General features: G+C 60.7%; 23 protein-coding genes. 6 read left to right on the top strand and 17 right to left on the bottom strand.

The window, feature by feature from the left end; translation table 11 throughout:
• Positions 1-121: 121 nt before the first annotated feature.
• Positions 122-760 (bottom strand): class I SAM-dependent methyltransferase, encoded by a 639-nt coding sequence (locus tag J3R84_RS01990; RefSeq protein ID WP_025426021.1) that lies wholly within the window; start codon positions 758-760, stop codon positions 122-124.
• 189 nt (positions 761-949) lie between these two features.
• On the opposite strand from J3R84_RS01990, the gene J3R84_RS01985 reads away from it, so the two are divergent.
• The gene (locus tag J3R84_RS01985; RefSeq protein ID WP_025426020.1) at positions 950-1,132 is read left to right on the top strand and encodes a YegP family protein; all 183 of its coding nucleotides are present in this window, start codon (positions 950-952) and stop codon (positions 1,130-1,132) included.
• A 110-nt stretch (positions 1,133-1,242) separates the two neighbouring features.
• Here J3R84_RS01985 and J3R84_RS01980 read toward each other — a convergent pair whose 3' ends face one another.
• Positions 1,243-2,382, bottom strand: coding sequence for a fumarylacetoacetate hydrolase family protein (locus J3R84_RS01980; protein WP_144239134.1), 1,140 nt, complete (start codon positions 2,380-2,382; stop codon positions 1,243-1,245).
• 245 nt (positions 2,383-2,627) lie between these two features.
• Between J3R84_RS01980 and J3R84_RS01975 the strand changes: the two genes are divergently transcribed.
• Complete coding sequence (locus J3R84_RS01975; RefSeq protein ID WP_025426018.1) at positions 2,628-3,038, top strand: hypothetical protein; 411 nt, start codon at positions 2,628-2,630, stop codon at positions 3,036-3,038.
• Between the two features lie 161 nt (positions 3,039-3,199).
• Here J3R84_RS01975 and J3R84_RS01970 read toward each other — a convergent pair whose 3' ends face one another.
• Complete coding sequence (locus J3R84_RS01970; protein ID WP_025426017.1) at positions 3,200-3,820, bottom strand: TetR/AcrR family transcriptional regulator; 621 nt, start codon at positions 3,818-3,820, stop codon at positions 3,200-3,202.
• Between the two features lie 73 nt (positions 3,821-3,893).
• On the opposite strand from J3R84_RS01970, the gene J3R84_RS01965 reads away from it, so the two are divergent.
• Positions 3,894-4,667: an SDR family NAD(P)-dependent oxidoreductase gene (locus J3R84_RS01965; RefSeq protein WP_203527659.1), complete on the top strand. Its 774-nt coding sequence runs from the start codon at positions 3,894-3,896 to the stop codon at positions 4,665-4,667.
• A 67-nt stretch (positions 4,668-4,734) separates the two neighbouring features.
• On the opposite strand, the gene J3R84_RS01960 is transcribed toward J3R84_RS01965, so the two are convergent.
• From J3R84_RS01960 to J3R84_RS01940, 5 genes are all read right to left on the bottom strand, one after another.
• A complete protein-coding gene (locus J3R84_RS01960) occupies positions 4,735-5,988 on the bottom strand; it encodes an NAD(P)/FAD-dependent oxidoreductase (protein ID WP_025426015.1) in 1,254 nt (417 codons plus the stop codon).
• A gap of 60 nt (positions 5,989-6,048) precedes the next feature.
• The gene (locus J3R84_RS01955) at positions 6,049-6,552 is read right to left on the bottom strand and encodes a TIGR00645 family protein (RefSeq protein ID WP_203527661.1); all 504 of its coding nucleotides are present in this window, start codon (positions 6,550-6,552) and stop codon (positions 6,049-6,051) included.
• A 219-nt stretch (positions 6,553-6,771) separates the two neighbouring features.
• The gene (locus J3R84_RS01950; protein ID WP_025426013.1) at positions 6,772-6,936 is read right to left on the bottom strand and encodes a DUF1328 domain-containing protein; all 165 of its coding nucleotides are present in this window, start codon (positions 6,934-6,936) and stop codon (positions 6,772-6,774) included.
• 639 nt (positions 6,937-7,575) lie between these two features.
• Positions 7,576-7,773, bottom strand: coding sequence for a CsbD family protein (locus J3R84_RS01945; protein ID WP_025426012.1), 198 nt, complete (start codon positions 7,771-7,773; stop codon positions 7,576-7,578).
• Between the two features lie 58 nt (positions 7,774-7,831).
• A complete protein-coding gene (locus J3R84_RS01940) occupies positions 7,832-8,155 on the bottom strand; it encodes a hypothetical protein (RefSeq protein ID WP_025426011.1) in 324 nt (107 codons plus the stop codon).
• A 527-nt stretch (positions 8,156-8,682) separates the two neighbouring features.
• On the opposite strand from J3R84_RS01940, the gene J3R84_RS01935 reads away from it, so the two are divergent.
• On the top strand, positions 8,683-8,931 hold the full coding sequence (locus J3R84_RS01935; protein WP_025426010.1) for a YMGG-like glycine zipper-containing protein: 249 nt from the start codon (positions 8,683-8,685) through the stop codon (positions 8,929-8,931).
• Between the two features lie 123 nt (positions 8,932-9,054).
• Here J3R84_RS01935 and J3R84_RS01930 read toward each other — a convergent pair whose 3' ends face one another.
• The gene (locus J3R84_RS01930) at positions 9,055-9,279 is read right to left on the bottom strand and encodes a NepR family anti-sigma factor (protein WP_025426009.1); all 225 of its coding nucleotides are present in this window, start codon (positions 9,277-9,279) and stop codon (positions 9,055-9,057) included.
• Positions 9,280-9,443: 164 nt separating this feature from the next.
• On the opposite strand from J3R84_RS01930, the gene J3R84_RS01925 reads away from it, so the two are divergent.
• Entirely contained in the window at positions 9,444-10,241 is a 798-nt protein-coding gene (locus J3R84_RS01925; RefSeq protein WP_025426008.1) for a response regulator, read from the top strand.
• Positions 10,242-10,252: 11 nt separating this feature from the next.
• Here the strand turns inward: J3R84_RS01925 and J3R84_RS01920 are convergent, their stop codons facing one another.
• From J3R84_RS01920 to J3R84_RS01885, 8 genes are all read right to left on the bottom strand, one after another.
• A complete protein-coding gene (locus J3R84_RS01920; protein ID WP_025426007.1) occupies positions 10,253-11,383 on the bottom strand; it encodes an AI-2E family transporter in 1,131 nt (376 codons plus the stop codon).
• 207 nt (positions 11,384-11,590) lie between these two features.
• Positions 11,591-11,905 carry a hypothetical protein gene (locus J3R84_RS01915; RefSeq protein ID WP_144239133.1) on the bottom strand — a complete coding sequence of 105 codons (315 nt, stop codon included), beginning with the start codon at positions 11,903-11,905 and terminating at the stop codon, positions 11,591-11,593.
• A 91-nt stretch (positions 11,906-11,996) separates the two neighbouring features.
• Entirely contained in the window at positions 11,997-12,344 is a 348-nt protein-coding gene (locus J3R84_RS01910) for a RidA family protein (protein ID WP_025426006.1), read from the bottom strand.
• Between the two features lie 271 nt (positions 12,345-12,615).
• Positions 12,616-13,443, bottom strand: a complete 828-nt coding sequence (locus J3R84_RS01905) for a dipeptide ABC transporter ATP-binding protein (protein WP_025426005.1) — start codon at positions 13,441-13,443, stop codon at positions 12,616-12,618.
• Positions 13,440-14,294: an ABC transporter ATP-binding protein gene (locus J3R84_RS01900; protein WP_025426004.1), complete on the bottom strand. Its 855-nt coding sequence runs from the start codon at positions 14,292-14,294 to the stop codon at positions 13,440-13,442. Before J3R84_RS01900 ends, J3R84_RS01905 begins: the two co-directional genes overlap by 4 nt.
• 2 nt (positions 14,295-14,296) lie before the next feature.
• On the bottom strand, positions 14,297-15,205 hold the full coding sequence (locus J3R84_RS01895) for an ABC transporter permease subunit (protein WP_025426003.1): 909 nt from the start codon (positions 15,203-15,205) through the stop codon (positions 14,297-14,299).
• Between the two features lie 10 nt (positions 15,206-15,215).
• Positions 15,216-16,220 carry an ABC transporter permease subunit gene (locus J3R84_RS01890; protein ID WP_203527663.1) on the bottom strand — a complete coding sequence of 335 codons (1,005 nt, stop codon included), beginning with the start codon at positions 16,218-16,220 and terminating at the stop codon, positions 15,216-15,218.
• A 214-nt stretch (positions 16,221-16,434) separates the two neighbouring features.
• Positions 16,435-18,030, bottom strand: coding sequence for an ABC transporter substrate-binding protein (locus J3R84_RS01885; RefSeq protein ID WP_025426001.1), 1,596 nt, complete (start codon positions 18,028-18,030; stop codon positions 16,435-16,437).
• Between the two features lie 657 nt (positions 18,031-18,687).
• Between J3R84_RS01885 and J3R84_RS01880 the strand changes: the two genes are divergently transcribed.
• Positions 18,688-19,401: a helix-turn-helix transcriptional regulator gene (locus J3R84_RS01880; protein WP_144239132.1), complete on the top strand. Its 714-nt coding sequence runs from the start codon at positions 18,688-18,690 to the stop codon at positions 19,399-19,401.
• Positions 19,402-19,543 lie beyond the last annotated feature (142 nt).

Genomic DNA, 19,543 nt, shown 5'->3' with positions numbered 1-19,543 from the left:
GGCGTGGCTGCGCCCGAATGTCGAAGGCTGACGCAGTCTGCCGGCAGACATACCGCGAAGATCAGGCTCGCAAAGTTCGGCGTGGAGATCGTCACGAACGCCGGAGCCGCGGCCCGACATGTCATCTCTTGCGCGCGACGATATAGGGACGGCTGTCGTTGCCCTTGGTCGCGTGGTTTTCCGTGGCAAGCACGTCGAAACCGGCAGCATGGATGATCTGACCCAATTCAGCCGCCCGGAAGATGCCGGCGTAAGGCGCCTGCCCGAGCGCTCGCATCGCGGGCAGCAGGACAAGCCGAATGAGCGGGTTCATATCCCCGACGCAGGGCGTCTTGGAAATGAACAGACCCTGCGGCGCCAGCAGGGCGTGAATGTGGCCCAGCGTGCCGGCCAAGTCGCGAACCAGATGCAGATAGTTGAACCCCATGATGACGTCGAACTGTGTTTCTTCGGGCGTCAGCGCCTCGACGGTTGCGACCCGGAAGGCTAGCCCCGGGATGGGATCGGCGGCACACCTTTCTTCGGCAATCGCTACCATTCCTTTGGAAATATCCGTCCCAAGATAGCTTTGCACATGGCTCGCAAGCCGGAGCGCCGTTGTTCCTGCCCCGCAACCCACTTCCAGCACCCGGTCGCTTGGTCTCAAAAGGGCGCGGGTTCGCTCCAGCGTGCGCTCATATCCGGCTTGATCGGCAATCTTGCCCATGGCGTATTTGCGCGCGCTCCGGTCCCAGAAGCGGGCGTCAGTCTCCATGCTCATGGTGGGTTTTCTGCCTTTCCAGTGCGGGGCCGGTCCGCTGTGTGGGAAATTGCTCCATCGTCCATACGAGGATCAAGGTCAGGTGAAGCGGACGTGTAGATTTGAATGAGACCGCCGACATCTTGTCAACGCCGCTTGCAACTGCCACGCTAGTCCCTGCGTGATTCACGATTACATATGGGAGGGCACATGGCTCATAAGTTCGAGATCTACAAAGACAAGGCTGGCGAATATCGGGTTCGCTTCAAGTACAACAGCGAAGTGATGTTTTCGACCGAAGGCTATTCGAGCAAGGCAAGCGCTCAGAACGCCATCGATTCGATCAAGAAGAACGGACCGAACGCGCCTGTCGAAGACAACAGCCAAGCTTAACTAAATTCCATGAGAGGCCCGCCGATGAGGATCGGCGGGCCTCTTTCCTTTAAGGCGGGCACTTGCCTAGCGCGCAATCCGGGCGCTTATTTCCGGCTGATGAGCCGCGGCTAAATCAGACCACGGCTGGCGAGATTGCGCATCAGCGCGGCCATGCCGAACGTCCAGGGCGGGCAATCCGTCGACAGGCGCACCACGTTGGTCAGGCTACCAAGTTCAGCATTTGAAATCGTCACCAAATCGCCGATCCTGTGGGTGAAGCCCTGCCCCTTCTCGTCGCGGTCTTCGACCGGGGCAAACAACGTGCCCATGAACAGCATCAACCCATCGGGATATTGATGGTGTGGCCCGATCGTCTGGGCGACGAGGTCGAGCGGGTCACGACTGATCTCCGCCATGCTGCTCATTCCCTTCAGGCGGTAGCCATCGGCGCCTTCGACCAGCAGCTCGAGTTCGGCCCTGCGCACATGATCGACCGTGTAGGTCTCGTCGAACAGGCGGATGAACGGGCCGATCGCACAGGAGGCATTATTGTCCTTCGCCTTGCCGAGAAGCAGAGCGGACCGGCCCTCGACATCGCGCAGGTTGACGTCATTGCCGAGCGCCGCGCCCTTGACGGCGCCGTCAGAGGCAACGGCCAGCACGATTTCCGGTTCCGGATTGTTCCAGCGCGAAATCGGGTGGAGGCCGACATCGGCACCCGAACCGACCGATGACAACACCTGTGCCTTGGTAAAAACTTCCGCATCCGGACCGATGCCGACTTCCAGATATTGCGACCAGACGCCCTCCTCGATCAGCGCGGCCTTGACACGGGCTGCCTCCGGTGAGCCGGCCTTAAGGTTTCGCAGGCTGTCGCCGATGACGGCAGTGACGCGTGTGCGGATCGCCTCGGCGCGGGCGGCATCGCCGGCCGCCCGCTCTTCGATGACGCGTTCGATCATCGAGCGCGCAAAGGTGACGCCACAGGCCTTCACGGCCTGGAGGTCACAGGGCGCAAGCAGGCGAAGGGTCGAGATCTTGCCCTCCCCCGTGAGTACGTCGGTCACCGACGCGAGACGTTCGCCATCGAGCTGACGGATGTGGGCAACCGGGTCGGGAAGCTCCAACAGATCGCGCATGGTGGGCGCCATTTTCGAGGTGATGTCGACAATCGCGCCGTCCCTGACGGTCACGAGCGCCGGCCCGTCAATATCAGATCGCCAGACGCGCCCGACAAAGGTTCCGCTTCGGTATGCCTCAAGCGTCATGATCGCTCCCCCAAAGAGATGATTTTCTTGCAGCGAAAACAGCGGGCTGTAAAGCGCATGCGATTTGGGTGGGTTGTACCCGATGGAACATTGCAAGTTTTCGCGCGTTTCCTGTTGCAGAGCGCGTCCAGTCGAGCATGCGAGGTTCGCAACGTTAGTTTGCAACCGCACAACCCGGTCCTCTGCCTTTGCCGAGGCCGTTCCGGCCGGCAAGACCCGTAGGCCGGAGGACGCCCAGAAAGGATGTGAACGCGATGAATCAACGTGAAGAGTTCAAGGAAAAGCCGCTCATCGACCCGGTGACAGGTCAGCCGACACCCATGCCGACAGATCCGGCACCGGTCCGCTCCGGGCGCAGCAGCTGGCCGCTCGTCATCATCCTGCTTGCCGGCCTCGTGCTCGCTTTGATCGCCTGGCTCCCGGCAGAACTGACGCGGGATACGACCGAGACGGCAACGCCACCGGCCACCACCGACCAGTCGACATCAGGGCAGACGGCGACACCGCCAGCAACGGATACGACGGCCACGCCGCCGGCCGATACGACCACCGCACCTTCCGGCGGAACGATGACCGCCCCGGAAACGACGCCGCAGCAGGGCACGACCCCGCCGGCAACGAACGGAACGACAACACAGCCGGCACCGGCCCAGTAACGGTATTGTCGCAATGGCTTGCCTTTGCCGGAAGAGCGTTCTTCCGGCAAAGGTCGAGTGTTGATCGCACCAGGACGTGGTTGTGCCGAAGAGCGCGCGCATTGGGGCGACCGCGATCAATTGAGACGACGCTTATCGGCCGTCATCGACAGCAGATCTCGTCATTCTCTCGTCGATGACGCCTTGACCATCGCGTCCCACCCCGCCGCGCAACAATCGGCGATTGCCATCAGGGTCTGACGCGAGGCTCCGTCGCGGGCGTGGATCGACATTCCATGCTGGATCGACGTGACATAGGCGGCGATGTCGTCGCAGGCCGTTCCCGCGGGCAGATCACCTTCCGCCACGCCACGCTCGAGACGCTGCTCTAATGCCGCCTGCTTTTCCAGCCGGCGCGCCTTCAGACCGTTGCACACCGCCGGGTCGACCCCCTCCATCTGCGGGGCAGAGAGCACCACCATGCAGCCGCGTGGCTCGGCCCATTGGGTAAAATTCTCGGCCGACCGGCGCAATAGGTCGTGCACCGCCTCCTTTGCCGTCGGTGCGCTGTCCAGAAACTCCCAGATACCGGCGCCATCGGTCCGGCCATAGAGGTCGACGGCCTCGAGGAAAAGCTTCGCCTTGCTGCCGAAGGCAGCGTAAAGGCTCGGCGGATTGAGCCCCATCACCCGCGTCAGATCGGCAAGCGAGGTGTTGTCGAAACCCTTGTCCCAGAAGATTTCCATCGCGCTCCTCAGCGCTTCCTCACGCGAAAAATTGCGCGGCCGGCCACGGCTGGACATCGCATGAACTCCTTTTTTTGTATCGATCAATACATAAATGACTTGACAGCGGGAGGCAAGTCGCCGCGTATATATGTATCGATCACTACAAATACGGAGCAAGAGCGTGTCGAATCTGAAAAACAAGGTCGCGTTGGTGACAGGCGGCGGACGCGGCATTGGTGCGGCGATCGCCAGGCGGCTGGCAAGTGAGGGCGCCATTGTCGCCATCACCTACGGGCAGTCGCAGGCAAAGGCCGATGCACTGGTCGCCGAAATCGAGCGCGCGGGCGGCAAGGCGCTCGCCGTACGCGCCGACAATCGAGATGCAAAGGCGTTGGAGACCGCCGTCCAGACGGTCGTCGAGCGGCACGGCCACATCGACATTCTGGTCAACAATGCTGGCATTTATGAAGCAGCCGCCATTACGGACGTGACCGCGGACGATTTCGACCGTACGGTCGATGTCAATGTGAAGGCGGTGGTACTGGCCACGAGCGCTGCGGCAAAACATATGCCGGAAGGCGGACGCATCATTTCGATCGGCAGCAATCTGGCGCAGCGCGTTCCCTTTCCGGGCATCAGCCTCTATGCGCTCAGCAAGTCAGCGCTCGTCGGCTTTACCAAGGCGGTCGCGCGTGACCTCGGACCGAAGAGCATCACCGTCAACATCGTCCATCCCGGCTCGACCAATACTGACATGAATCCGCAGGACGGCGCGCATGCGGATCCGCAACGCGGCTTGATGGCAATCCCCCGGTTCAACGATGCGAGCGAGGTGGCGAGCCTCGTCGCCTGGCTTGCCGGGCCCGAAGGCCGGGGCGTGACCGGCGCCGAATTCACCATCGACGGCGGCACGAACGCCTGACCGGCGACCAAATGCAGAAGAGGCCGGAAGCGATGCTCCCGGCCCCTTTTGGCGATCGGATAAACGATCAGGAGAAGAAGCGCTCCGGGCGATAGGGGGCGATGTCGATCACCGTCTTCTCGCCGGTCATGGCTTCGGCGAGCGCCCGGCCGGTGACCGGGCCGAGCGTCATGCCGTGATGGGCATGACCGAAGGCGAACCACAGGCCCTGGTGACGCGGCGCCTTGCCGATGATCGGCATCATGTCAGGCGTGCACGGGCGAGCGCCCATCCACGGTTCTTCGTCGCGGCGCTCGGCCAGTGGGAAGAACTCGCGCGCTACACGCTCGGCGCGGGTGAGCTGAACCGGCGTCTTCGGCGCATCGCGCCAGGCAAATTCCGCCCCCGTCGTCAGGCGGATGCCGCGCAGCATCGGCGCCAGGAAATAGCCCTTCTCGGCATCCAGTACCCAATTGTTGAGCTGGGCGCCCTCCTGCATGCCGTAATGCATGTGATAACCGCGCTTGACGGCAACCGGGAAATGGTAGCCGAGCTTGCGCGTGACCGTATCGGCCCAAGGACCAAGTGCGACGACGACTTCATGCGCCTCGAGCGGCCCTTCCGGGGTCGCGACCCGCCAGCCCGGACCTTCGAGAATGTGTTCCACCGTCGCCGCGTCCCCGGAAACCAGCCGGCCGCCGAGCGACTGGAAATAGGTGAGATAGGCCTTGTTGAGGCTGTGCGGATCGCGGATCGACCATGGGTCGCTCCAACGCAGGCCACCGACGAGATCGGCCCTGATCGAAGGCTCCAGGGTCTTCAATTCGCTGGTCGAGAGTTTCTGATGATTGACGCCGAAACCGGTCGACAGCTTCTCGGCATCCTTGTAGGCCGCGTCGCGCTCCTTCTCGGTGCGGAAGACCTTCATCCAGCCGTCCTTGCGGATCAGGTCGCCCGCGCCGGATGCATTGATGAGATCCTCATGCTCGGCGATCGAATTTTCGATCAGCGGCGCATACATGTTGGCGATGCGCTGGTGCTGGGTGAAGCCGGAATGCCACCAGTAGCGCGCCAGGAACGGCACCAGCCCCGGCAGCGCGCGAATATGGTAGTGCGCGTCGATGGTGTTGTTCAGCGCGTAGCGGAACAATGCCCCGAAATCATGCGGGAAGCCGTAGGGAAACACGCCCTCGCGCTGGATCAGGCCGGCATTGCCGTAGGATGTCTCTTCGCCCGCACCGCGACGATCAAGCAGCACCACCGACTTGCCGCGCCGCGCCAGATGGATGGCGGTCGATATGCCGACGATGCCGGCGCCGAGAACCACTACGTCAGTCTTCATGTCCAGTGCCCCGCTACTCGATCAAGACCATCAGCAGCGATGCACGCCGCTCGGCCCAAGCTACTTCCTCTTCAGCCCATTCATGATCTGCTCGAGATAACCGAGCAGAACCGCCGAAACCACGAAAGCGAGATGCATGATCGTCGCCCACATCAGTTGCTGGCTGGTATATTGCTGCGTGTTGAGGAAGATCTGCAGAAGATGGATGGACGAGATCGCGACGATCGACGATGCGACCTTGATCTTCAGGCTGCCGGCGTCGAGCTTGCCGAGGAAGGAGACCTCGGCATCAGCCTCGTCGAAGCGGCTGACGAAGTTCTCGTATCCTGAGATCATCACCATGACGATCAGGCTCGCCACTAGGGCGGCATCGATCAGGCCGAGCATCGACAGGATCATCTGGGCATCGTCGTAGACGAAGACCATGCCGGCGATCTTCAGGAACTTGTACATGAACGAAATGCCGTAGAGCGCCAACGCTGCAACAAGCCCGAGATAGAAAATGACCAGCAGCCAGCGACTGGACAGAATGATCCGCTCTACGAGGAGCTCCAGCGATTTCATGTGTTCCGCATTCCTTGGTGCGCGTCAGATCCGTTTCGGCATGAATAGCCAAGCACACCTGGGAGGGCAAGGGATGTAACCGGAGCATCGCGACATGCGAAAGGGACGAAGTCTTTCGACATTCGTCCCTTGTTGATTTCCTACTGCATAAATCCTTAAAGCTGAATCGATTTAAGCAGATAATTATGCAGCAGGTTTAATGCGTTACCAGCGCCTGGATCAGGTTCTGCGCATGAGCCCCACGACCAGCGAGATCACCAGGAAGGCGAGGAATAGGAAGAACAGGATCTGTGCAATACCTGCGGAAGCACCGGCAATACCGCCAAAACCAAGTACACCTGCGATAATTGCTACTACCAGAAAGACGAGAGCGTAGTAAAGCATAGGATATCTCCTTGTATGCGTCGCTGGAAATGAAACGTCATGACCGCCTATTTTGTTCCAGCACCGACGCAAGCAACGATGAAATCTTCAATCCCGCCCCGGAGGTTCGAAACCATCTGTTAACCATGATCGCCAAAACAGTCTCGATTTGGCACAGCCGAGGCGAAATTCGCCAGGAACCTTCGTGATAGTCTTACGTTGTTCCCTCAAGGAATGAAGCGGGTTCGACATGAAGATGCCAATGTCACATATTTGGAAGTCCGCAGCTGAAACAGCGCACCGAAACGCCGAAACGCCGGACAGTAATCTTCACATCGGTAGAACGATGCGTGATCTCTACGCGCACAACACAGACAAACCGAGCCAGAACTTAAACAATCTTCTCGAAAAACTGAAAAAGACCGAGCCGAAACCGAAGAGATAATTGCGCAGCGCCGTTCTTCCGCTACTGCCTGTTTCCTTAAATCCTATTCGATTAAGGATAAAAACATGCAGCAATTCAAAGTGCTACAGCGACCCTTGCGCGTCTAATAAGACGCGCGGGGCTGTGGGGGCTCAAAAACCAAAAGCAAACGCCGCGACGGTCGATCACCACGGCGGCGTTTGCTTTTGGCCTTTCGGCTCGGTCGGGTTCGCCTCTCAGTGGCGGGAAGCCCAGTCGTCGATCTGGCGTTCGGCTTCATCGCGGGCGATGCCGTAGCGGGCCTGGATACGGCCGGCAAGTTCCTTGCGCCGCCCGTCGATGACATCGAGATCGTCATTGGTCAGCTTGCCCCATTCGATCTGAGCCTTGCCCTTCAACTCCGCCCATTTGCCCTGAATGATGTCCCAGTTCATGCCTTGATCCTTTCAGCGCGGCGACGGAGAATCGCTTCGCACTTTTCCTGGAGATGCTTTAGTTGCGGAACTTCGGCTTGTCGTCCGTGCGGGCAGCAACAGCGTAGGTGCCGTCGTCAGCGATCACATTGACTTCAAGCTGACGCGAAGGCGTGATCCACCATTCTATCGTCGCATCCTCGACAAACAGGGCGGGATCGACTTCGGCACATTTGCCATAGGCGCTCTTGAACGCCTTGCCGACCTCCTCGATCGACGGCGAAAGCAATTCATGAAATTCCTCGACAGTCTCAAAACCGACGACCGGTGTCGGGACTTCACGGCAGGCGGCGTCGCCCTGCATGCAACCGACGAGGACCATGATGGCAGCGATATGTTCCATCCGCATGCTCCTTCCATCAAAAACGTGAACAGCAAACGGTTATGAACGGCGCGAAGTTCCATGGGCCGAATCAAATTTCGTCGATGCCTTCGCTGGAGCGAGCACTCGACGCGGTATTTCATGCCCAGCGCGATGGTTGCGGCTGGCGAAACAGGTCGCAGGCGCACGTCGGAGCAATTGCCGCTGGCGGCCCTTCAAATCCCCGGATCGACGACAGGTCTGGGAAGAATTTGCCCAATGGAACAAATCGGCGTGATCGTCGTTTCCACAGCAATAACAAGCGCCGCACCCGTGGCGATACCACAAGGGAGACATTGATGAGCGGTGCGGATCCGACCGTTGCGAGCATTCCAAAGGTGGTTAAGATAGGCGCGAAGCCAGGGTCAGGGCTGGCGTCGGCAAGGCGTGTTCGCTTTGGCGAACGGCCTCATTGTCGTCATTCTGTTCGTCATCAGTCCCCCGCAACCGGTCTCGGCCGAATGCATCCTTCAATGTTCAACAAAGCAAACCTCGGATAGGAACGCGTCATGAAGAAGATACTTATCGTAGCAAGCCTGATCCTCCCCTTGGCGGCATGCACGCAAACGGAGAAGGGCGCGGCGATCGGCGCGACCGGCGGCGCAATCATCGGCGGTGCAGCCACGGGCAATGTCAGAGGTGCTGCGGTCGGTGCCGCCATCGGCGGTGTCGCCGGCGCGCTCGTTGGCAATGCCAATGAGCCGGGACGTTGCATCTATCGCGACCGCTACGGCCGCCGCTACGAGGCCGCCTGCTAAGGCGCAAACGTCAAGAGGTCCAGGGAAGCGGGCTTCGGCCCGTTTCTCATGTCTTGCGCTTACAACTCGGGGAGAACTTTTTCGTCGGCACGGCTACTGCATAATTGCAGCAGGTTTAAAGTGTTACCGCGTCGTTTGTGCGTCCTGTTTGACGCGCGGCGCTGCAAGCGCCTCGGCGTCATCCAGCTTTTGCAGAAGGTCGATGAAAAGGTCAGGCACCGGCTCCTGCTCGATCGCGCGGTAGAGCGCCTTCAGCTTCGAGCCGATCAAGCCGTTCGGATCTGAGCCTCTCGCAGCCTTCGCCGTTTCCTCTTCCCCTACGCCACGCTCGTCCACAGGATGCTCCATCCCACAACCCCTAAGCCAGACAGCGCTCGAAACACCTCGAGCACGCATCGCTGTTGCCAGCTTCCCATAGGCCGAAAAACGTGTTCAAAACATTCACGTCTTTCGCAGGATGCTCATTGTCCTCAGAAAACAAGCGAATCACATCAGACCCAAGGAAGTACTTGATGTCACTTTCGACCCGTATTGCACCACACCTTCCCTTTCTCCGCCGTTACTCCCGCGCCGTGACCGGTTCGCAGGCGGCCGGAGACGGTTATGTGGCTGCAATTCTGGAAGCATTGATCGAGGACATCAGCCTTTTCCCGGAGGGTTCCAACGACCGCATTTCCCTCTACAAGCTGTTCTGCTCGCTGTTCGAGAAAGTCTCCGTCGACCGGACGGAGAACGTCTCTCCATTCGCCTGGGAACAGCAGGCTGCCGCCAATCTTTCGCTGATCGCGCCCGCGGCACGGCAGGCCTTTCTGCTCGTTTCGGTCGAAGGTTTCTCGATTGCCGATGCCGCCGAGATCATGGGGCAGAGCCAGGCGGCGTTTTCCAAGCTGCTGACGGTGGCCTCGGAAGACATTTCGCGCCAGGTGGCAACCGAAGTCCTGATCATCGAGGATGAGCCGCTGATTGCGCTCGATATCGAAGATATGGTGACGAGCCTCGGCCATCGCGTGACCGGCATTGCCCGCACGCATAAGGAAGCGCTGGATCTTTACCGCAAGACGGCGCCGAAGATGGTTCTCGCCGACATACAGCTGGCCGACGGCAGCTCCGGTATCGACGCGGTCAACGAGATCCTGAAGGATGCGGCGGTACCGGTGATCTTCATCACCGCCTTCCCCGAGCGGCTGCTGACAGGCAAGCGGCCGGAGCCCGCCTTCCTCGTGACCAAGCCGTTCAACCCGGACATGGTCAAGGCGCTGATCAGCCAGGCCCTGTTCTTCGACGAACACGCCCGCTCGACACGCGGATAAGCGCACACGCCTTAGGCCGGCAGCTGCCGTTCCGGCTGCTGCTCGCGCACCTCCTCGAAGATCGTCATGGCGATCAGCGACAACGGCAGCGCCAGCATCGCGCCGACCGCGCCCCACATCCATGTCCAGAAGATGATGGCGACGAAGACGAGGAACGGGTTGACTTCGAGCCTGTTGCCCAGGATCGACGGGATCACCAGATTTTCCATGACCAGATGCACGACGAAAAAGACGGCCGCCGGCGCCAGCGCCAGGAGGATGGCTTCGTGCGTCATCAGCCCGCCGACGAGCAGGGCCAGCGTCATCATGGTCACGCCGAGATAGGGTATGAAGCTGGAGACGAAGGCAAACAACCCCCAGAGCGGTGGCATGGCCAGGCCGCCGACCAGCGCGATGAGCATGGTGACGACGCCGAGCGCCAGATAGATTAGGCTCGCGATCGAAAAATACTGCGCCAGTGCGGTTTCGATCGCGTTCATGATCCGGATCGTGCTCAGACGTCGCTCCCGGCTGTTGAAGGCAAGGATGATGGTCCTGCGCAGATGCAGGCGACCCAGCAGGAAGAGCCCGAGTGCTGCAAGGAAAATCAGCGTCTGGACCAGGGCCGGCGTCAGCCCGGCGGCGACAACGCCGAGAACCGGACCAGCGTTCTTCATGACGGTGTCGGCAAGGGCTCCGTTGCCGGTTCCTCGCGCCACCGCCAGGCGCAGCCATTCGAAACGCTCGATGAAGGGTAACACACGTTCGACGACCCCCTCCGCCAGGGCCGGTGCCTTTTGCGCCAAGTCCGTCATTGGTCCGAGCAGGGCGCTGACCACCGAGGCGAGCCCAAGCACGAAGAACAGTGCCAGCAGCAGCCCACCCATGATCGGCGGCAGGCCGAACTTTGCCAGGCTGTCGGCCGCGCGTCCGAGCACGATGCCGACGACGACGGCGAGCGTGATCGGCATCAGGATCGTTTCCATCGAGTAGACGGCGGCTGAGCCGGCGATCACGAAGAGGCCGATGATGCTCCAGGCCACCATCAGGTCGATGCCGTCCCGCTTCGGCTCGGCGGGAAGTGCCGCCTCGACCGAGGCCTTTTCCTCCTCGGCGATGCGCTTCAGCTTGTAGTAAGCAGCCGTGTGCCCGGATGTGTCCAATGCCGTCCCTCGCCGTTGTTTGTCATGCGTCACGCCTAGAGCATTTTCGAGGAAAAGTGCGAAACGGTTTTCCGTCAGGAAATACGTAAAAGGAAAGAGATAGAGTGCGTCTGCGGCTCCGTCCAAACTGGAAACGCTCTACAGCGCCGCGCGTCTTATTAGACGCGCAAAGGTCGCTGTAGCACTTTGAATTGCGGACCGGATCACTCAGTGCCGTTCAGGCGGAAACACATGCAGGGTCAGCGACAGAAGCCCCAGGCCGAGGACGATGATGAGCAATGTGTGCGCCACGCCGACGGCTGTATGCGGGATGAACCCAAAACCGATCAACAGACCTGCAAAAGCAACCACGCAGACCCGCGGTAGCCAGTAGAGCATCGACAGCCCTCCCGTTTTTTTATGGAACCACAGGTAAACGTGCGGACTGGCGAATGGTTCCTGCCTGGGAGCCGCAGGTGGGGCGGTCGCGACAAAAGAAAACGCCGCCGTGCGTTGGGCACGGCGGCGGAAAGATAACATCACGCAAAGCCTTCTCGGCTTCGCCAAGCGCCTTAAAGCGTTTCCGGTTTAGACGGAACCGTAACAGCGCCGCGCAATTTTTGCGAGAGATGCTTTAGGCAGCGGCCGCGACGACGATTACTTCGACGAGGTATTCCGGCGTTGCAAGCTTGGCTTCGCCGGTGGCGCGTGCCGGGGTGTTGCCCTGCGGTGCCCAGGCGTCCCAGACCGAGTTCATCTTCGGGAAGTCGGCCATGTCCGCGAGCCAGATGGTGGCCGAGAGAATGCGGGTCTTGTCGGTGCCGGCGAGCGCCAGAAGACGGTCGACTTCGGCAAGCGCCTGCTTCGTCTGGGTCACGACATCGTCACCGGCATTGCCGACCTGGCCGGCGAGGTAGACGGTGTTGTTGTAAACCACGGCCTGGCTCATCCGGGGGCCGGTTTCGAAACGCTTGATTTCCATGATCGTGTTCCTGAAGTTGGGTCGAACGCTGATGGTTCGACCGAAAAGCGGCTGCCCGCCGCCGGAAGGCGAGAAGTGAATGGCGGCGCGAAAGCTCTACACCATCGGCCCGGCAAGGCCAAGAAGCCGGGGCGTTCTTTCCCCGGCCTCCTATTAGAGCGCTTCCACTTTAGATAGAGTCATGGAAACGCTCCATCTCCTACGCACTTCCGGACGGAAAACCGCTCCGCACTTTTCCTGGAAATGCTCTTGTTACACGGCGCCGAAAGGCTCAGGCCGCCTGTTTCTTGGCGAGCCGTGCCTTGATGCTGGCAACGTCGGCGCGCGGCGTCGCGGCAAACAGCGTCTTGGTGTAGCTGTGCTTGGGATCAGCGAAGACTTCGTCGCGGCTGCCGTATTCGACGGCCTCACCGAAATACATCACCATCACGTCGTCGGCGATATAGCGCACCACCGAGAGGTCGTGGCTGATGAAGACGTAGGTCAGTTGGAACTCGTCCTGCAGGTCCGCGAGCAGGTTCAGCACTTGCGCCTGAACCGACAGGTCGAGCGCCGAGACCGGCTCGTCCAGCACCAGAAGCTTCGGGTTGAGCATCAGCGCGCGCGCAATGGCGATACGCTGGCGCTGGCCGCCGGAGAACATGTGCGGGTAACGATTGTAGTGCCGCTCGTCGAGACCGACCTTCTTCAGCATCGCCATCGCTCGCTCGCGACGTTCGTCGGCGGGCGTCTTGGTGTTGATGATCAGCGGTTCGGTGAGGATGTCGCCGATCTTCTGGCGCGGGTTGAGCGAGCCATAGGGGTTCTGGAAGACGATCTGCACCTTGCGGCGCATCTCCGGCGTCAGGTCACCCTTGGTGATGTCGATCTTGTTGCCATCGATCAGCAGGTCGCCTGATGTCGCCGGATCGATCAGCGTCAGGATGCGGCCAAGCGTTGACTTGCCGCAGCCGCTTTCGCCGACGATCGCCAGCGTCTTGCCCTGTTCGACCGAGAAGCTCACGCCCTTGAGCGCATGCACGGTCTTGGCCTTTTTTATCAGGCCGCCGGGGATATGGTAGTCGCGCACCAGATTGCGCGCTTCGAGAACGACGGTCATCGGGCGGCTCCTTGAAGGCTCGGCTCATCGACGAAAAGTTCGGAGATGGTCGGCAGCCGGTCACCGGTCGCATTGTCCGGCAGGGCTGCCAGAAGCGCGCGCGTGTAGTTACTCTTCGGCGATTCGAACAGCGACAGGACGTCGGCTTCTTCCATCTTGCGACCCTTGTACTGCACGACGACGCGGTCGGCCGTCTCGGCGACCACGCCCATATTGTGCGTGATCATGATCAGGCCCATGCCATGCTCGGCCTGAAGCCGCATCAGGAGGTCGAGGATCTGCTTCTGGATCGTCACGTCGAGCGCGGTCGTCGGCTCGTCGGCGATCAAGAGCTTCGGGTTGCAGGCAATGGCAATCGCGATCATCACGCGCTGGCACTGACCGCCCGACATCTGGTGAGGATAGTGCCCAAGCCGTTCGGCCGGATCGGGAATGCCGACCGCCTCGAACAGTTCGATGGCGCGCTTGCGCCGCTGAGCCTTGTCGAGACCGAGGTGAATGCGCAGCACTTCCTCGATCTGGAAGCCGACCGTGAAGCACGGATTGAGGCTTGCGACCGGCTCCTGGAAGATCATCGAGATATCCTTGCCGATGATCTTCTTGCGCTCGGACGACGACATGCCGAGCAGGTCGCGTCCGTTGAACGTCAGCTTGTCGGCCGTAACGTTGGCCGTCCAGGGCAGGAGACCCATGGCCGCCAACATAGACACGGATTTGCCCGAGCCGGACTCGCCGACGATCGCCAGCACTTCCTTTTCATGAACCTTCATCGACACGCCGTCGACGGCGCGGAAGGGACCGGTGGCCGTCTGGAATTCGACGACCAGGTTTTCAATTTCGAGAAGCGCCATGATCAGGACCTCTTCAGCTTGGGATCGAGAGCATCGCGCAGGCCGTCACCCATCAGGTTGATCGCCAGCACCGTGACCAAAATTGCAACGCCCGGAAGCGTCACTACCCACCACTTGCTCTGGATGAACTCACGCGCTTCGGCGAGCATCGTGCCCCACTCCGGTGTCGGAGGCTGTGCACCCATACCGAGGAAGCCGAGAGCGGCGGCGTCGAGGATCGCGCTCGAGAACGACAGCGTCGCCTGGACGATCAGCGGCGCCATGCAGTTCGGCAGGATCGTCTTGAACATCAGGCGGCCGTGGCCGGCACCCGCCACCTTCGCGGCAATGACGTAGTCACGGCTCTTCTCGCTCATGACGGCAGCACGCGTCAGGCGCACGAAGTGCGGCTGGAAGACCAGTGCGATGGCGATCATCGCATTGGTCAGGCCCGGTCCGAGAACGGCGACCAGCACGAGGGCCAGCAGCAGCGACGGGAAGGCCAGGATGATGTCCATCACACGCATGATGACGGTATCGACCCATCCACGGAAGTAACCCGCGATCACGCCGACGAAAATACCGCCGACCAGCGAGAGCGTGGTGACGATGACGCCGACGAACAGCGAGAACTGGGTGCCGTAGATCAGGCGCGAGAGCATGTCGCGACCAACGGCGTCGGTCCCGAGCAGGAATTCGGCACGGCCGCCTTCCTGCCACACTGGCGGGATCAGCACCGCATCGCGGTACTGGGCGGTCGGGTCATGCGGCGCGATGATCGGCGCGAAGATCGCGAGCAGGACGAGGAACAGGAAGAACACAAGGCCGATGACGGCACCGCGGTTCTCGGAGAAATAGTACCAGAATTCGGCCAGTCGCGCCCGGCGGGACGGATCTGTCGAAACGGCGCTCGTTGCAGCAGCTTGAGACATATCGCCCTCCTTAGTGCCGGATGCGGGGGTTGATGAGACCGTAGAGCAGGTCGACGGCAAGGTTCACCAGCATGATGATGCCAGCAATGACCAAGAGGCCACCCTGAATGACGGCGTAGTCGCGCCGGAAGACGGAATCGACCATCCACTTGCCGATGCCCGGCCAGGAGAAGATCGTCTCGGTCAGGATCGCGCCGGCGAGCATGACGCCCACCTGCAGGCCGATCGTCGTGATGACCGGGATCATCGCGTTTCGAAGCGCGTGGACACCGACGACACGGAAGGTCGAGAGGCCCTTGGCGCGCGCCGTGCGCACATAGTCTTCCGAAAGCACTTCAAGCATCGCCGATCGGGTCTGGCGCGCAATCACCGCCAGCGGGATGGTGCCAAGCACGATCGTCGGCAGGATGAGATGGCTCACCGCAGACTTGAACGCACCCGCCTGCCCCGACAACAACGAGTCGATCAGCATGAAGCCTGTAACCGGCGGGAAGAAGTACATCAGCGAGATGCGGCCCGAAACCGGCGTCCACTGCAGGATGCCGGAGACCAGCATGATCAACAGCAGGCCCCACCAGAAGATCGGCATGGAGAAACCGACGAGTGCGGTGCCCATGATCGTCTGGTCGACGAAGGAGCCGCGCTTGATCGCCGCGATGACGCCGGCGGGAATGCCGAGCACGATCGCGAAGATGATCGCGCAGAGCGAAAGCTCCAGCGTCGCCGGGAACAGTTCGAAGAACTGGTCGATCACCGGCTTCTTCGTCACGATCGACGTGCCGAAGTCGCCCTGGACGACGCCCAAGAGATAATCGAAGTATTGGATCACGAACGGCCGGTCGAAACCGAGCGCGTGTGAAATTTCCGCATGCCGCTCCGGCGACATGACACGCTCGCCCGAAAGCAGGGCGACAGGATCGCCCGGAAGCATGCGAATGAAGGAGAAGGCAATGATGGAGACCCCGATGAAAGTCGGGATCAGGACCGCCAAACGCCCCAAGAGAAATCGAAACATGTTTTACCCCGCGCCACGTTGCCGCGCCGTTGTCTCCCGGCGCTGGCACCACTGCATGTTTCCTTGAACCCTTCGGATTCGAGGGCAAAAACATGCAGCAACTCAAATTGCTACAGCGACCTTTGCGCGTCTGACAGGACGCGCGCCACTGTAGTAGATGCAAAGAGGGGCGTTTGCCCGTGGCAAACGCCCCCTTTCGGATCAGTTCATTAGCTTACTCGACAATATCCACGCCGTCGAAGGCAAAATCGCCGAGTGGGCTCTGGACGAAACCTTCGACATTCTTGCGCATCGGAACGACCGACAGCGAGTGGTCGAGCGTTGCCCAGGGCGCTTCGCGCTTGAAGACGACCTGCGCCTCTTCGTAGAGCTTGGTGCGCTCTGCCAGGTCGGACGTTTCCTTGGCCTTCTTGACCAGGGTGTCGAATTCCTGGTTGCACCACTGAGCGCGGTTGTTGCCGCCGACAGCGTTGCAGCCGAGAAGGGTGTCGAGGAAGTTGTCCGGGTCGCCGTTGTCGCCGGTCCAGCCGAGGATGACGGCACCGTCACGGTCCTTTGCCTTCGACTTGTCGAGGTATTCGGCCCATTCGTAGGACACGATCTCGACCTTGACACCGATCTTGGCGAAGTCAGCCTGCATCAATTCGGCAGCGCGGCGGGCGTTGAGCATGTACGGGCGCGAAACCGGCATCGCCCACAGCTTCATCGACAGATCCTTGACGCCTGCGTCTTCGAGCATCTTCTTGGCTGCGTCGAGATCGTAGGTGTCGTCCTGGAGCGTGTCGTTGTACGACCACATCGTCGGCGGGATCGGGTTCGTTGCCGGCTGGGCAGCGCCCTGGAATACGGCATCGACGATCGCCTGCTTGTTGATCGCCTTGTTCAGCGCCTTGCGGACTTCCGGCTTGTCGAACGGAGCCTGCGTCGTGTTGTAGGCGAGGTAAGCAACGTTCAGACCGGCCTGTTCCATGACCTTCAGGTTCGGATCGGCCTTCATGGCCTGTACGTCGGCCGAGTTCGGGTACGGCATCAGGTGGCATTCGCCGGCCTGCAGCTTCTGGAAGCGAACCGAAGCGTCGGTGGTGATCGCGAAGACGAGGTCGTCGATCTTCTGCTTGCCACCCCAGTAGTCGGGGTTTGCCTTGTAGCGGATGACGGCATCCTGCTGGTAGGCGACGAACGCGAACGGACCGGTGCCGAGCGGCATCTGGTTCATCTGGTTCATCTTGCCTTCGGCCTGCAGCTTGTCGGCATATTCCTTCGACAGGATCGAAGCGAACGGCATGGCGATGTTGGCGAGGAACGGTGCTTCCTTGCGCGTCAGGGTGAACTTGACCGTCAGGTCATCGACCTTCTCGACCGACTTGATGACTTCCGGGAAGCCCATGCCGGCTGCGTATTCCCACGAAGCGCCGGTCACGTATTTGTTCCAGGGATTGTCGGCCTTGAGCTGGCGCTCATACGAGAACACGACGTCGTCGGCGTTCAGCTCGCGAGTGGGAGTGAAGAACTCCGTCGTCTGGAACTTCACGCCCGGACGCAGCTTGAACGTGTATTCAAGGCCGTCATCGGAAATGGTCCAGCTCTCAGCGAGGCCCGGCTCGGTTTCGGTCGTGCCCTTCTTGAACTCGAGCAGGCGGTTGTAGACCGTGTGCGCCGCTGCGTCGAACGTCGTGCCGGCGGTGTAGAGGCCCGGATCAAAACCCTCAGGCGAACCTTCCGAGCAGTAAACGAACGTTTTCGACCAGGCGGAGCCGGCCATCAGCGTGGCAAGCGCCGTCGCTGCGAAGAGTGTAGTGAGCTTTTTCATGAGCTTTGCTTCCCAGATTTGTTCTTGTTCTCGTATTTTCCTGACGCGGAATGACGTTTGCCCCCGGTCAAGGCCGGATGGAACGACATTTGGCGTCGCATTGCAATAAGTCGCCAAACAAATTTGTCTATGCGAAAAATTCCTCCTATGGCGGAGCCGGAAATCTGTCCACTGTTTTAGAATACCCTGACATTTCCAGGGGCTTTTTCGGCCGCTGCTCGGCCGGCGTGCAACATCCCGATCCGGCTTATCGGTGACGGCGTGACCGAAGTGCGACGGTGACAGGCGGGAGTGTGGAGCAGGTCACATGTGCCGACCGCATCCATCGTGCACCCGCCTTGCGTGTGTCGCTCCGGCCGGGCGATCGGCGATTCGACGAAAATCGCAAGAAACGGTCAATCCCAAGATAGTTGGGTAGAAATCCCCTATGCGATCGTGCAATAGAACCTGGACAAAATCTCGGGGGAGACAATCGACGTGCCAAAACGTCCTTGGGAGGGGGCGGCATCCGCCACTCGGCGCTTTCAACATCGCGGCGACGCGACCGCGAGACGACCATGATGATGCCGATCCGCAATTTCGTCACCGGCTTCATGCCGTTGATTGAGCCGGCCTTGCGAGTAGACTGCCGCCTCGCGACAAAAGGGTAGCGCACGCGTGGCACGTTTGCTGGAAAATCACAGGCGTTACGATCTCCGCGACGATCTGGAGAAAGCGCTCAACCGCGTCGACTTCTTCCGCATCTTTCACACGATGGCATTGCGGTTCGGCTTCAACCATTTCGGCATTCTGCAGCTCGGCAACGAGAACGACGCCTGCATGTTGTCCACCCGGCTCGTCCTGCACGATCTTCCGTCGGGCCTCGCGGAAGAATACGACAAGCGCCACCGCTTCGGCGATTCGCTTTTCTACAAAACCCTGCACACATCGATCATTTCCTCCGTCTGGAGGTCAGGCGATCCCGGCTGCGCCAATGGCCAGAACCTGCTGGTCCAGCTCGGCTTCGAGCTGCTCTTGAGCGTGCCGGTGCACGCGGCAGCGACCGGCGCGCGATACGCCGTCCTGTTTCTGGGCGACGGCAACGACATCGGCCGCTCCGAGCATTTCGAGCTGACCTATGACGCCGTCTGCGCCTTCGACTATTTCTATCGCATCGCGCTTTCCAACAAGGCCGGCATGGGCCTGACGCCGCGCGAGACGGAGATCCTCAAGTGGATCTCCCATGGCAAGACGGCAAGCGAGATCGCGCTGATCGTATCGGTGTCCGAACACACCGTGAATTCGCATACGGCGACAATCCTGAAGAAGCTGGATGTCGTCAATCGGACCCAAATGGTGGCGAAGGCGATACGCGAACAGATCATTCAGTGAAGCCGATCGACGGGGCGATCTGAACCTGGCGGCGTCGCAAGGCGGCCCCGCTGACAGCAGGCGCCGCAGAAACGATGCAAACTCGCCACCCCACCCGCTTGCCGATGACAGGCGCGCGCAGCAGAATGGCTCCCGGTCACTC

The organism is Ensifer canadensis (assembly GCF_017488845.2).
Classification (GTDB): domain Bacteria; phylum Pseudomonadota; class Alphaproteobacteria; order Rhizobiales; family Rhizobiaceae; genus Ensifer; species Ensifer canadensis.
Note: the sequence above shows the minus strand (reverse complement) of the source record. Positions and strands in the feature narration are given on the sequence as shown.